Here is a 13,756-nt window from a genome sequence, read left to right as displayed (position 1 = left end):
AGAATGGATGATTTCAGCGATGAAAGCTGCGATAGGAAGTAGAGCGTTAATAGTTTGTACAGTGATGCAAGTTGTTCGTAATAAATGAACAGTTACCTTGAATGAACAAAGTGGTTGAGGTGAGCTGTAGCAGTGTTACGAGGAATGTTACTAAATGACTGAGATTAAGTGAATATTGATGAGACGCCCTGAACCACTTAAAGCTAGATATGACAAGGGTTTAGAAAAGAAAAAAGACGCCCTAGGACGTCTTTAAACTATGCATTGGTGGAGCTGGCGGGATTTGAACCCGCGTCCGAAAATCATTCATCATTGGTACTACATGCTTATTCGATCTTTAATTTCACCATCAAACTGCGAACCGACACGCTATCTAATGGCTATCCTGAATTAGTTTTAATGCTTTGTCTCTCAGGCGGGAGACGCGGCACGAGCTTGTTTGGTTTTGACTCTCTGTTGTTCCCCGTCTTACGAGCGGAAGCTAGGGCAGAAAGGCTCTTGGCAGGTTATTAAGCTGCTAGTGCGTAGTTTTCGTCGTTTGCGACTATTTTTTTGCGGCTTTTAACGTGGCAAACCGCCCCACGGCATGCACCTCAGACTGCAAAATTCCCGTCGAATCCAGAATCAGCCCCAAGTGTGTTGACGCATACTACCAGAAAACCTTTGTCTGTCTAGCTTTCTGCGTCTAAGTGGTCAAGATTAACGCAATGAGCTCTTCATTACGCGTGCTTTCTCTCTTGCCCAATCTTTTTCTTTTAAATCATCACGTTTGTCATGCAGTTTTTTACCTTTCGCTACACCAATTTTGATTTTCACCCAAGAGCGAGACCAATACAGTGATAGTGCGATAAGTGTCATGCCTTCACGGTTGATGCGTCCATAAAGGTTGTCCAGTTCACGGCGGCTGATTAACAGCTTGCGCACGCGAGTTGGGTTGGCAACCACGTGAGTGGATGCTTGCTGCAGTGGCGTTATTGTCATTCCGGAAACAAAGGCTTCTCCGTCTCGCATGAAAACGTAGCTTTCTGCGATATTCGCTTTGCCTTGACGAAGAGATTTGACTTCCCAGCCTTGGAGCTCCATGCCTGCTTCTACTTCATCTTCGATAAAATATTCGTGGCGAGCTTTTTTATTTACAGCAATGGTATTGCTACCTGCTTTTGAGTTTGATTTTTTCTTTACCATAGTGGCGGCATTATACGGCTTGGTTTGAGCTTAGGAAATCCTTTTATTTGCGTAGGATAAGAATAAAAGTAAAATTGTTACACACCAGACTTTTTCGGTGGTGATGAGGAGAGAATATGAAGCAAGTCAGTCGTTCTGCTTTAGTGTCTTTTAGTGCAGAACAAATGTTTAATCTCGTGAATGACGTTGCTCGTTATCCTGAATTTTTGCCAGGTTGTTCTGGCTCTCGCGTTATTGAATCTTCCGATTTGTCGATGGTGGCTTCGGTGGATGTTTCAAAGGCAGGGATAAGTAAGACGTTCACAACGTCGAATGTGTTGGTGGCCAGTGAAGCTATTTTGATGAATTTGGTCGATGGTCCTTTTAAGGCTTTAAAAGGCGGTTGGTATTTTACTGCACTTGATGAACAGGCCTGCAAGGTTGAACTTAAACTGGAGTTTGAATTTTCGAGCAAAATGGTGGAATTGGCTTTTGGCAAGATATTCAATGAATTGACTAGTAATATGGTTAACGCATTTACCAAACGAGCGAAACAGGTGTATCAGTAATGAGTATTGAATCTGAGATGATCCATGTTGAGGTAGTTTATGCATTGCCTCATGAGCAAAGAGTACTGAATTTGGTGGTAGACAAAAACTCAACTGTCGAAACGATAATTCAACAGTCCGGTGTGCTTGAGCTCTACCCAGAGATTGATTTATCAAAAAATAAGGTCGGGATTTTTAGTCGTAACGTTAAGCTAGATTCGACGGTCAGAGACCGTGATCGCATTGAAATTTATCGTCCGTTATTGGCCGATCCTAAAGAGATCCGTCGCAAGAGAGCCGAGCAGGCAAAAGCGCAACAGTAAACGTTGCTGCGGTATTGGATGCAAGATAAAGGGCTCGTTATGAGCCCTGTCCGTTAGTGTCACTCATTGTGAGGTGCACTTTGGGTATCATTTGTTTGAACGTGTTTTCGTTCAGTTTACGCCTTCAAAAAACCGTTCGCTAGGAGGGTAGTCGCCACTGATTTCCATCAAAGCACCTGCGGTATTAAATGTCGCAATCAGGTTTTTCTGTATCGATTCTTTGTGGCCTTCCGTGTGGTGATAAATGTAATACCAAGTATCGGGATAACCGTTTTCAATAAGCATCGGCGACCCCATGACAAACCTAACCTGTTCTTTGCTCATACCGAACTTGAGTTGATCGACGGCTTGCTGTTCAACGTAGTTGCCTTGGTTAATATCAATACGATAAACGAGTTTTTCTAATAAAGAGCATCCAGTCAGCATTGTCATTGCTAAAGGGACTGCGATTAACCACTTTTTTAACTGCATATTCAAAATTCTTTGCCAATAGGTCGTAAAACTGGACTGATAATAAACAAGCTCGCAGCAGAAGTAAAAAATAGACTGAGCTACGAGCTAGTTGAGACTGCAAATTTTGAGTTTGGTTGCAAACCTAAAAAGAAAAATGTCAGCTTAGGCGGCGATCAGCAGTTCTTTCGCATTAGCAAGGGTAGATTCGGTGATTTGGCTACCCCCTAAAAGGCGAGCAAGTTCAGCGATGCGTTGTTCACTATCTAATCGTTTCATTTGTGTTTCTGTCTTTCCTGCTTTGGCTTGCTTGCTAACAAACAGTTGTTGGTGCCCGCAGCCTGCCACTTGTGGTAAGTGAGTCACACACAGTACTTGAGTTGATTCACCTAATGTTCTTAGCATTTTTCCGACTACCGCTGCTGTCGGGCCACTGATACCGACATCGACCTCATCAAAAATAAGGCTAGGAGTATCTACTTTTTGAGCGGTGATCACTTGGATTGCTAGAGATATCCGTGACAGTTCTCCGCCTGACGCGACTTTAGCGATAGGCTGCAGCGGTTGACCCGGGTTGGTTGAGACTAAGAAAGTTACGGTGTCAAAACCCAGTGGTGATGGATGCGTTGTTTCATGATTAACTTCGATGCAGAACTTGGCTTTTTCCATGCTCAGTTCGTGCATGCTATTGGTGATTAATTTATCCAGCTCTTTCGCGTAACGGCTACGAGACTTATGCAGTTTGTCGGCACAGGTTGCAAACTGCTGATACTGTTTGGCAACGTTACTTTCCAGTTCTTGTAATTTATCTTCAGAGCAGTCAAGTTGCGCTATTTGTTTGAGCAGATCTTGGTGGTGGTGGTAAAGCGTTTCAGGAGCGATGTAGTGCTTGCGCGATATGGACATCACTTTAGAGTAACGTTCTTCTACATAAGCCATACGTTCAGGATCGACATCAATACTGTCCAGATAGTTTCGCAATTCACTGTTGGCTTCTTCGAGTTGGATGATGGCTTCAGCCACCATGTTGGGTAAGGTGGCAAGTTTTTCATCTAACTCGGCCAGTTCAAGCAAGGCGTGGTTGGCTGACTGCAGCAAACTTAGCGCATTGACTTCTTGCCCCTCATAAATAAGTTCAATGGCTTGCTGGCAAGTGGTAGCAAGCTCGCCACTGTTGGCTAAACGTCTGTGCTCTTGTTCGAGTTCGGTGAACTCTTCTTCACCAATCGCCAATTCATTGAGTTCTTTGATTTGATATTCCAGCAGTTGAACTTGAGCTTGGTTTTGTTGACTATTTTCTTTGAGTTGATTGAGCTGGTTATCTGCTTGACGCCACATTTGGTAGGCTAAGCGTGTCTCTTTGACAAGATTCACGTGACCTGCGTATTGGTCCAGCATGCTCATTTGATACTCACTTTTCATCAGTTGATGATGGGCGTGTTGACCGTGGATGTTGATCAGTAATTGACCTAGAGCTTTGAGTTGTGAAAGAGGCACAGGGCTGCCATTGATGAAGGCACGAGAGCGGCCATCTTTGGTGATGATTCGGCGTAAAATACACTCTTTTTGGTCGAGCAAGTCATTGTCTTCCAACCAGCGCGTGGCGTTGAGGTTATTGTCCAAAATAAAGGCGGCGCTGACTTCGGTTTTTTCTTCACCCTGCCTGACCATTCCTGCTTCCGCACGGCCACCAAGACATAAACTGAGCGCGTCAATTGCAATGGATTTACCCGCACCGGTTTCGCCAGTAATGGTAGTCATTCCTTTGGAAAGCTCTAACTGCAATGATTTAACAATAGCAAAATTATTCACACTTAAATGAGCCAGCATTTCTGTACCTATATAATCAAATAACACTGTATAAGTGAACAGTATAAACTGTTTTTTTATACAGTAAAGATGCCTATCAGAAAACTATGAGTATTGGAAACTGCGCTGAGTTTAGTGCATGCGACAGGAAGTGATTTATGTTGCTTGATAGCTCTGGCTTTCTAGTGAATTTTACTTCATTCGATGGGGTTAATTAGTTTTGAATTGATTATTAAATGTTCATTAAATAGTTTGACGAGGTTCACAAAAAAGATAGAATACGCAACCTGTATACAATGTAACAAGGTGTAGTAAATCATGAACTCAGCACTTCTTTCGCTATTAGAAAAGAAAAGCACCTCTGAAAAAGGTAAATCCCAATCGACATTGGCTGACAAACTATCGAGTGTCATGGTGTTTGGCGCGACAATCGCCGTAGTTGGTTTGCTAGGGTTAATCTACATTGCATAAATTCACATAAAAAAGACGCTTGATGCGTCTTTTTTATCATCTAGAGAATAGCGCTTACTTGGTCGCTATCACTTCAATTTCCACTTTCGCATCCATAGGCAGGCGAGCAACTTCCACGCATGAGCGCGCTGGAAAAGAGGCTTGGTGGCTTTCAAAGACCATCGTAATTCTCGTCATTAGTGGGTTGCCATTGGTGTAGTGAAACTGACTTAACCGCTGAATGTCGGTAATAGGTTCATCATTGACATAAAGTGGAATACTGCGGTTGCGATACCAAATAAGATCAGCATGCCGATCATTGCGTTGCCACCCGGTGCCATAAATCCTTCTTGACCACCTTCTAAAGTGCGTGATTTACGAGCCAATAACGCTGGAATTAAGCAAGCCCAGATTGTTGCAGCAGCACCCGCATAGCCAATCGCCAGAATAAAGCCGAAAGGGAACAATAAAGAAAGGGTGAGTGGTGGAATAAATGTCACTAGCCACGTTTTAGTTCGACCTTGTTTGTTGTCTTCAAATTTAAACAGGTCTGCCAGAAAATCAAAAACACCTAAGCCTACTCCAATGAACGAAGAAAGAATGGCTGCCATTGAGAAGGTGTTGATTGCGTGCGATACCTTGTCTGAATCAATCACAGAGCCTAACGCTGCTAACAGAACTTCAACGTTACCACCTTGGGCAATCACTGGGCCGAAATTGCTACGTGGTAGGTTACCGTAAATACTGGCCATCCACAGGAAGTACAGACATAGTGCGATAACGGTACCGCCCAAAATGGCGTATTTTGCGCGATGCTCACACCCATAGTAAGAACGCATACTGGCCACTGAGTGATGATAACCAAATGAAGTTAACGCCACAGGTAACATTGCCATAGCGTATGGGGCATAATTGGATTCTTCGTTAATGCGGTCGAAAAGTACGCTAGTATCTATGTTAACGGCTAAACCAGAAACACCAAATACGAAGCTCAGTACCATAAAGGCAATAAGAACAATAGAGATCCTGTCGACTGCTCGAGTAGAGTGCCAAACGAAAAGAGAGAAAACAGCAACAAACAGGACTGATGTGATTTTGTTATTGATACCTAAAACACCTTCTAGAATTAAACCTGAAGATGTGATGTAAGCATAAAGTAAGATACCGCCGACAAAATAAACTGCTAAATTATTAATTCGGTTGACGTTATCGCCAAGGATGTCTTTGGTCACAGTGTTGAAAGACACTTTAAGATCGTAACGCTTGAATGCTTCCAATAGCATCCAACCCGAGAGTGTCATCATGATCATGGTGAAGGTAATTGTGATAAGAGACCAAGTCGTCCAAGCGCCGGCTCCCGCACTCGGTAACCCTAACATTCCGGCTCCGACACAGACGCTTGCTATGATACAAGCTCCGCCTACTAAAGATGGATTATTGTTCATAATCGTTACTCTTGTTTAAGTTTCATGTTGAGGAAAAAGCCCGCTAAATTTATAGATTTTGTTTTGCTCGATTTAGAAGGAAATAGCGCGCCAATTAGGCGCGCTTTAGTTAGTGATTATTCAACTTCCTTTAGACGGGCTGTGAAGTGGCGTAGCACTTGTGGCTCGTAGGTGAAATCGAGTCCCTTTACGTTGTGGGCATTCTCTTTTACTTTCCCAAATGCTTCGATAACAAAGTCCATGTGCGTTTGGGTGTAAGTAGCACGAGGAATGGTTAGGCGTAACAACTCAGCAGGACAAGGGTGTTGTTTACCCGTTGCAGGATCACGGCCTAATAGTAACGAACCGATTTCCACCGCGCGAATACCTGCTACTTTGTAGAGTTCACAGGCCAAAGCATGGGCTGGGAATTGATGCGAAGGGATATGAGGTAATAGTTTGCCTGCATCAACGAATGCTGCGTGGCCGCCAGCCTGCTGACACACAACCCCAATGGCTTCTAGGCCATCAACAAGGTACTGAACCTGGCCGATACGGTACTCTAGCCAGTCTTGACGCATGCCATCGTATAGACCGACAGCAAGACGCTCCATTGCACCACCTTCAAGACCACCATAAGTAGGGAAACCTTCTTGAATCACACAAAGCGTGCGGCATTCCGTGTAAGTGTCCATCATCGATTCATCTTTGAAACACAACAGACCACCCATTTGAACCATTGCATCTTTCTTAGCAGACATGGCTAAACCATCTGCGTATTTATAGGTTTCACGAGTGATTTCTTCGATAGTCCAATTTTGATAACCCGGTTCGCGTTGCTGAATAAAGTAAGCATTCTCAGCAAAACGCGCAGAGTCCATGATGACAGGAATATCGTAGCGTTGAGCAATCTCGTATACCGCTTTTAAGTTAGCGATAGAGACAGGCTGACCACCGGCAGAGTTACAAGTAATCGTGCTGACAATGTAAGGTACGTTCGCAGGCCCTGCTTCTTCAATCGCCATTTCAAGTTTCGCGATGTCAAAGTTACCTTTGAAATCTGCATTGACAGACGTATCGAACGCATCTTCGGTATAGACGTTTTTCGCCACACAGCAGTTAACCTGAGTGTGACCTTGAGTGGTGTCGAAGAAGTAGTTAGACAGCGCCACCATTTTTGAACGATCGAGGCCTTTTTCTTGCTCACGCTTTTTAATTAGAACAGGAATATAGATTTGCTCTGCACCACGGCCTTGGTGAGTTGGGATAGTCAACTCATAACCGAAGATATCTTTTACCGCATTCGCCAGCGCATAGTAGCTGCGGCTGCCACTGTAAGCTTCGTCACCCATTAGCATTGCTGCTTGCATTCTTTGAGTAATAGAGCCTGTGCCGCTGTCAGTGAGAAGGTCAATAAATACATCGTCACTATCGATAAGGAATGGGTTCATACCCGCTTTAAGGATGGCCTCTTCGCGATATTCACGTGTTGTACGTTTTACTGGTTCAACAACACGAATGCGGAAGGGTTCTGGTAAGTGTTTAAAGTTTTCCATGATAATACCTTTGAATAATTTAAATTTCGTCAGGCGATATTAGTTAACACCCTTTATATATTTAGAGTGCAAAATATCGCGCCAAATAATTAGCGATAAAATTCGAGTGAAATAAATCTATTTGAGAATAACCAAGCAACGACTTTAAATTAATAAAGATGAATGCAAGTATCGAAAAGCGATATAAATAGATTTAGTGTTGATGCTGATTGTTTAATGGATTCGAAAGAATGCAGAAACAACCAAGCAGGCTAGGCGTGTGCAAAAGATGGTAAAATTGAGATTTGATAGTCGTGCGTGTACCAAGCTAGGGAGCTTGACCATAACTTATCTTGAATTTTTAGATTTTTACTCATATCTAAATCCGTTGTGAGTTATAGCTGGTTGACTGATGGAACGATTCTTAACCAAGTTGATCAGTAAGTAAATTGATAGAAATAATAATTGTGATCGAAGTCCTTAACTTGAATATGGAACAAATCATGGCTCACAAATAATCAGCTATAGGATAAGTAAATTTATGATGGAAAATAAATAGAAATTTTAAAACCCATTAAATATTAATGATTCCCTGTAAAAAAGACCTCGATATTATTAATCGAGGTCGACAGTCAATAGAAGGTGAAGAGGTTGGTTTAAAACAATTTACTCGACCAACCCAGTTTCTTTCTTAACACGTGATAGTAGCTGTAATCTTTAGGATGAATGAGCTTTAGAATATTTGGGCTTTGGTAAATATGCACTTCATCACCGGGGGAAACCGGTAGGGATACTTGTCCATCGCAGCTAACTTCCTGTGTTCCGCGATTATCAGGCGAAACCAGCAGTTTTATCTGGCGGTTGCCATCCACAACTAAGGGGCGGCTTGAAAGGGTATGCGGGAACATGGGAACCAGTGTAATGGCGTTTAAACTGGGGGATAAAATCGGCCCGCCGCCAGAAAGTGAATAAGCGGTAGAGCCCGTTGGGGTAGAAACGATAAGGCCATCAGAGCGTTGAGAAAAAGCGAAGCTATTATCTATATAGACTTCAAATTCAATCATATGTGCAATTTTTCCGGGGTGTAATACGGCTTCATTAAGCGCTGCATTATGGCTTTTGACTTGCCCGTGGCGATGAATTTCTGTTTCCAGTAAGAAGCGTTGTTCTTCTAAATATTCGCCATTGAGTACTGCAAGTAGCCTTGGTTGAAAATCTTCTGGGTTGAGATCGGTCAAAAATCCTAAATTGCCACGATTCACCCCAATCACGGAAATGTCGAAGCGTGATAATACGCGTGCGGCACCGAGCATATTGCCATCGCCCCCAACCACAACCGCAAGGTCTGCTTTTTTGCCGATTTCAAGCAGGCTAGCGAAATGTTCCGCAGGTACACCTTCCAATATTTCACTGAGACGATCATCAATAAAGACCGGATATCCCATTGAAGTTAGCCATTGGTAAAGCTCTTTATGTGTTTGAATGGCTTGTTGATCTCTTGGTTTTCCAATGATAGCGATCACTTCAAATGGTTTTTTCATAAATTTTCCAAACTAATTAGGCTTGAATCAGGATTGTTCATCCCCATAATAAGGGCAAGTTATGCCTTTGTGCGAATTTTTGTGTGCTTAACTTTTTGAACTGTGGAGGTTAAGCGCAAAATAGTTGGATTCTGGAGATATCATGAACAACGAAGAAAACAAAATCAAAGAAGAAGAACTACAGCAAGAAGTAGTGGGTCAAGAAGCTGAAGTCGTTGGTACTGACGCGGATATCGATTGGAACGAACAAGTTGAAGTCGATGAGAAAGAGTCCCAAATTGCGCAATTAGAAGCGGCGCTACTGTCGAGCGAAGCAAAAATTCAAGAGCAAAAAGACTCGGTGCTAAGAGCGAAAGCGGAAGTTGAAAATATGCGCCGCCGTTCAGAGCAAGAGATCGATAAAGCGCGTAAATATGCGTTGAGCCGTTTTGCTGAAGAGTTGTTGCCAGTGTTAGACAACCTAGAGCGCACGATTCAAGCTGCTGACGCTGAGAACGAAGTGGTGAAACCGCTGGTGGAAGGTGTGGAACTGACACACAAAACTTTCATTGGCGTAGTTGAAAAGTTTGGCCTGAAAGAGATTAATCCTGAAGGCGAAACATTCAACCCAGAATTGCACCAAGCAATGTCAATTCAAGAGAGCCCAGATCATGAACCTAATACTGTGATGTTTGTGATGCAAAAGGGCTATGAGTTGAATGGCCGAGTGATTCGCCCTGCGATGGTCATGGTATCAAAGTAAAGAGTTGCGAAATAAGCCAAATGCTTTATTGGCGTTAATTTATTCAGTGCCAAAGAGAGGTGTACGTCGCCTCTCTTTTTTATGTCGAAATCGATTAATGTCGAGATAGAAACCTTCATTAAGTGATTTCGGGATTGAAAAAGTCGTTATTTACGCTGTTTAGTCGAAATATCATAACTTTTTTCAATTTTGCCCTTGAAAAGGTGCTGAGTGACCTTATTTATTGGGCATACGAGAAACGAACATCCTTGTTTAGTTTGTGAGTAAGGGTTGAAACCCTGTTCTCCCTCCCCCACATAGGGGGTAGCATAAAACAAAAATAGAATTTATTTGGAGATAGCCTGATGGGTAAAATCATTGGTATTGACTTAGGTACTACTAACTCTTGTGTTGCTGTTTTAGATGGCGACAAACCTCGCGTTATTGAAAACGCTGAAGGTGAACGTACAACTGCATCGGTAATTGCATATACAGATGGTGAGACGCTAGTAGGTCAGCCTGCAAAACGTCAAGCGGTAACAAACCCAACCAATACGCTATTTGCAATTAAGCGTTTGATCGGTCGTCGTTTTGAAGACGAAGAAGTTCAACGTGATATTGAAATAATGCCTTACAAAATCGTGAAGGCTGATAATGGCGATGCTTGGGTTGAAGCAAGAGGCCAAAAAATGGCCGCTCCTCAAGTTTCAGCTGAAGTTCTGAAGAAAATGAAGAAAACAGCTGAAGATTTTCTTGGTGAGCCAGTTACTGGTGCCGTTATTACGGTTCCTGCATACTTTAACGATGCACAACGTCAAGCAACGAAAGATGCAGGTCGTATTGCAGGTCTTGAAGTAAAACGTATCATCAACGAACCAACAGCGGCTGCACTTGCTTATGGTTTGGACAAACAAGGTGGCGATCGCGTTATCGCGGTATACGACCTTGGTGGTGGTACATTTGATATTTCAATCATCGAGATCGATGAAGTTGAAGGCGAGAAAACATTCGAAGTTCTAGCAACTAACGGTGACACACACCTTGGTGGTGAAGACTTTGATAACCGCATGATCAACTATCTCGTTGATGAGTTTAAAAAAGAGCAAGGCATCAACCTAAAAACTGATCCACTTGCGATGCAGCGTCTAAAAGAAGCCGCAGAAAAAGCGAAGATTGAGTTGTCATCAGCGCAACAAACAGATGTGAACTTGCCTTACATCACCGCTGATGCTGCTGGTCCTAAGCACATGAACGTGAAAGTGACACGTGCGAAACTAGAATCTCTAGTGGAAGACCTTGTTCAGCGTTCGCTTGAGCCACTGAAAGTGGCGCTGGCCGATGCAGACTTGTCTGTCGGCGACATCACTGACGTTATCCTAGTGGGTGGTCAGACTCGTATGCCTATGGTTCAGAAGAAAGTGGCTGAATTCTTTGGCAAAGAAGCGCGTAAAGATGTTAACCCAGATGAAGCGGTTGCTGTTGGTGCGGCCATTCAAGGTGGTGTGCTTGCGGGTGAAGTAAAAGACGTACTGCTACTTGACGTAACGCCTCTGTCTCTCGGTATCGAGACAATGGGTGGCGTGATGACTAAGTTGGTTGAGAAAAACACAACGATTCCAACTAAAGCGAATCAAGTATTCTCTACCGCTGAAGACAACCAAAACGCAGTAACGATCCATGTTCTACAAGGTGAGCGTAAGCAAGCCATGTACAACAAATCGCTAGGTCAATTTAACCTAGAAGGTATTCAAGCTGCACCACGTGGCATGCCACAAATTGAAGTTGTGTTTGACTTGGATGCGGATGGTATCTTGCACGTGTCTGCGAAAGATAAACAAACAGGCAAAGAGCAGAAGATCACTATCCAAGCGTCTGGCGGTTTGAGCGATGCTGAAATCGAGAAAATGGTCCAAGAAGCTGAAGCAAACAAAGAAGCGGACAAAAAGTTCGAAGAGTTAGCGACAGCACGTAACCAAGCGGACCAAATGATTCACGGTACTCGTAAGCAAATTGAAGAGGCGGGTGATGCTCTTCCTGCTGACGACAAAGTGAAGATTGAAGCGGCCATTACTGAGCTTGAAGAAGCGAAGAAAGGTGAAGACAAAGAAGCGATCGACGCTAAAGTTCAAGCGCTTATGGCTGCTGCTCAAAAACTGATGGAGATCGCTCAGCAAAAAGCTCAAGCACAACAAGCGGGTGAAGGCCAACAACAGTCTGCAGAAGACGATGTCGTTGACGCTGAGTTTGAAGAAGTCAAAGAAGACAAAAAGTAATTGATTGAGTTCCCTCCTTTTCAACGGGGAGGGCTAGGGTTGGGTGGCTCGCGAGTTTAACCCACCCTAACTTCTCTAAGAGAAGAATGAAATCAACGGTATGATGCGGGCGTTTGGGGTAACTCTTACGCCCGTATGTCTGTAATTAATGAAAACTCATTGGTGTCCATCTAACTAACAGTGTCTTTTTAGTTTGAATTCACTAGAATCTAGAGCCATTAGTTAGGTCGATATAAACACCAAGCGGCAGCGTGTCGTTTGCGGTAACAAATTGGTGACGAAGAAGATGTCAAAACGTGATTTTTACGAAGTATTAGGCGTAGGCCGAGATGCCTCTGAGCGCGATATTAAAAAGGCGTACAAGCGCCTAGCAATGAAGTTTCACCCTGATAGAAACCAAGGGGATGACAGCGCTTCGGACAAGTTTAAAGAAGTAAAAGAAGCGTATGAAATTTTAACCGATTCGCAAAAGAAAGCGGCTTATGATCAGTACGGTCATGCTGCTTTTGAACAAGGCGGAATGGGCGGTGGCGGCTTTGGTGGCGGCAGTGCTGATTTTGGCGATATCTTCGGTGATGTCTTTGGTGACATTTTCGGTGGTGGTCGTCGGGGCGGTGGTCAAGCGCGTGCACAACGTGGTGCTGACTTGCGTTACAACATGGAACTGTCTTTAGAAGAGGCCGTTCGTGGTTGTTCAAAAGAGATTGAAGTGCCAACACTGGTCCATTGTGATTCTTGTGAAGGTACTGGCGCGAAGAAAGGCTCGTCTGCGCAAACGTGTGGAACCTGTCATGGTCACGGCCAAGTACAGATGCGCCAAGGATTTTTTGCTGTACAGCAAACCTGTCCGACTTGCCATGGTAAAGGTAAGATCATTAAAGACCCATGTAACGTGTGTCATGGACAGGGGCGTAAGCAAAAAACCAAAACGCTTAATGTTAAAATTCCAGCCGGTGTGGATACGGGCGATCGCATTCGTTTATCTGGCGAAGGTGAAGCGGGAGAAATGGGCGCTCCAGCGGGGGATTTGTACGTACAAGTTCACGTCAAAGAGCACCACATTTTTGAACGTGATGGCAACAACTTATACTGTGAAGTCCCTGTAAGTTTTGCTATGGCGGCACTTGGCGGTGAAGTTGAAGTTCCAACACTCGATGGTCGTGTAAACTTGAAAGTGCCAGAAGAGACGCAAACAGGGCGCATGTTCCGTATGCGTGGTAAAGGTGTGAAAGGCGTACGCGGTGGGGCGATCGGTGATTTGGTTGTCAAACTCGTGGTTGAAACACCAGTGAAACTGAGCGCGCGTCAAAAAGAACTATTACGTGAATTTGAAGAAACTTGCGGTGGTGAAGCGGCAAATAAGCATAAGCCTAAATCGGAAGGTTTCTTTAATGGCGTGAAAAAGTTCTTCGATGATTTAACCAGCTAATTCACTGTTGAATTATTATCTATCCAATAAGGCCTGCAATGCAGGCCTTATTCGTTCCAGATACAGGATGACTTTGTCCTCCCCTCACA

12 protein-coding genes, 1 other RNA gene and 1 pseudogene are annotated in these 13,756 nt (G+C 43.7%); 6 read left to right on the top strand and 8 right to left on the bottom strand.

What is annotated here, in order from left to right; all coding sequences use genetic code 11:
* Nucleotides 1-265: 265 nt before the first annotated feature.
* Nucleotides 266-632: a transfer-messenger RNA gene (ssrA, locus tag AACT23_RS00230) on the bottom strand.
* A gap of 67 nt (nucleotides 633-699) precedes the next feature.
* Nucleotides 700-1,185: an SsrA-binding protein SmpB gene (gene smpB / locus AACT23_RS00225; protein WP_013857439.1), complete on the bottom strand. Its 486-nt coding sequence runs from the start codon at nucleotides 1,183-1,185 to the stop codon at nucleotides 700-702.
* Between the two features lie 116 nt (nucleotides 1,186-1,301).
* Here smpB and AACT23_RS00220 point away from each other — a divergent pair, with 116 nt between their 5' ends.
* Both AACT23_RS00220 and AACT23_RS00215 read left to right on the top strand, forming a co-directional pair.
* The gene (locus tag AACT23_RS00220; RefSeq protein WP_013857438.1) at nucleotides 1,302-1,733 is read left to right on the top strand and encodes an SRPBCC family protein; all 432 of its coding nucleotides are present in this window, start codon (nucleotides 1,302-1,304) and stop codon (nucleotides 1,731-1,733) included.
* Nucleotides 1,733-2,035, top strand: coding sequence for an RnfH family protein (locus tag AACT23_RS00215; protein WP_010319507.1), 303 nt, complete (start codon nucleotides 1,733-1,735; stop codon nucleotides 2,033-2,035). Before AACT23_RS00220 ends, AACT23_RS00215 begins: the two co-directional genes overlap by 1 nt.
* 111 nt (nucleotides 2,036-2,146) lie before the next feature.
* Here the strand turns inward: AACT23_RS00215 and bamE are convergent, their stop codons facing one another.
* Complete coding sequence (gene bamE, locus AACT23_RS00210; protein WP_026027472.1) at nucleotides 2,147-2,506, bottom strand: outer membrane protein assembly factor BamE; 360 nt, start codon at nucleotides 2,504-2,506, stop codon at nucleotides 2,147-2,149.
* A 144-nt stretch (nucleotides 2,507-2,650) separates the two neighbouring features.
* Entirely contained in the window at nucleotides 2,651-4,315 is a 1,665-nt protein-coding gene (gene recN, locus AACT23_RS00205; protein ID WP_026028979.1) for a DNA repair protein RecN, read from the bottom strand.
* A gap of 297 nt (nucleotides 4,316-4,612) precedes the next feature.
* Between recN and AACT23_RS00200 the strand changes: the two genes are divergently transcribed.
* Nucleotides 4,613-4,765, top strand: coding sequence for a hypothetical protein (locus tag AACT23_RS00200; protein ID WP_170900195.1), 153 nt, complete (start codon nucleotides 4,613-4,615; stop codon nucleotides 4,763-4,765).
* A 54-nt stretch (nucleotides 4,766-4,819) separates the two neighbouring features.
* On the opposite strand, the pseudogene AACT23_RS00195 reads toward AACT23_RS00200, so the two are convergent.
* The 4 genes and pseudogenes from AACT23_RS00195 to nadK form a co-directional block, all read right to left on the bottom strand.
* Nucleotides 4,820-4,921, bottom strand: a pseudogene (locus tag AACT23_RS00195) (Rid family hydrolase); the annotation flags it as partial.
* 53 nt (nucleotides 4,922-4,974) lie between these two features.
* Nucleotides 4,975-6,189 (bottom strand): aromatic amino acid transporter, encoded by a 1,215-nt coding sequence (locus tag AACT23_RS00190; protein WP_026028108.1) that lies wholly within the window; start codon nucleotides 6,187-6,189, stop codon nucleotides 4,975-4,977.
* 116 nt (nucleotides 6,190-6,305) lie between these two features.
* Nucleotides 6,306-7,724: a tryptophanase gene (gene tnaA / locus AACT23_RS00185; RefSeq protein WP_017043367.1), complete on the bottom strand. Its 1,419-nt coding sequence runs from the start codon at nucleotides 7,722-7,724 to the stop codon at nucleotides 6,306-6,308.
* A gap of 635 nt (nucleotides 7,725-8,359) precedes the next feature.
* The gene (gene nadK, locus AACT23_RS00180) at nucleotides 8,360-9,244 is read right to left on the bottom strand and encodes an NAD(+) kinase (protein ID WP_013857433.1); all 885 of its coding nucleotides are present in this window, start codon (nucleotides 9,242-9,244) and stop codon (nucleotides 8,360-8,362) included.
* 142 nt (nucleotides 9,245-9,386) lie between these two features.
* Between nadK and grpE the strand changes: the two genes are divergently transcribed.
* From grpE to dnaJ, 3 genes are all read left to right on the top strand, one after another.
* Nucleotides 9,387-9,986 (top strand): nucleotide exchange factor GrpE, encoded by a 600-nt coding sequence (gene grpE / locus AACT23_RS00175; RefSeq protein WP_038148829.1) that lies wholly within the window; start codon nucleotides 9,387-9,389, stop codon nucleotides 9,984-9,986.
* 344 nt (nucleotides 9,987-10,330) lie between these two features.
* Nucleotides 10,331-12,238: a molecular chaperone DnaK gene (gene dnaK, locus AACT23_RS00170; protein ID WP_013857431.1), complete on the top strand. Its 1,908-nt coding sequence runs from the start codon at nucleotides 10,331-10,333 to the stop codon at nucleotides 12,236-12,238.
* A gap of 286 nt (nucleotides 12,239-12,524) precedes the next feature.
* Nucleotides 12,525-13,667 (top strand): molecular chaperone DnaJ, encoded by a 1,143-nt coding sequence (gene dnaJ, locus AACT23_RS00165; RefSeq protein WP_026027474.1) that lies wholly within the window; start codon nucleotides 12,525-12,527, stop codon nucleotides 13,665-13,667.
* Nucleotides 13,668-13,756: the final 89 nt, after the last annotated feature.

It is taken from the genome of Vibrio sp. V09_P4A23P171 (genome assembly GCF_963875615.1).
Lineage (GTDB): Bacteria > Pseudomonadota > Gammaproteobacteria > Enterobacterales > Vibrionaceae > Vibrio > Vibrio anguillarum.
Note: the sequence above shows the minus strand (reverse complement) of the source record. Positions and strands in the feature narration are given on the sequence as shown.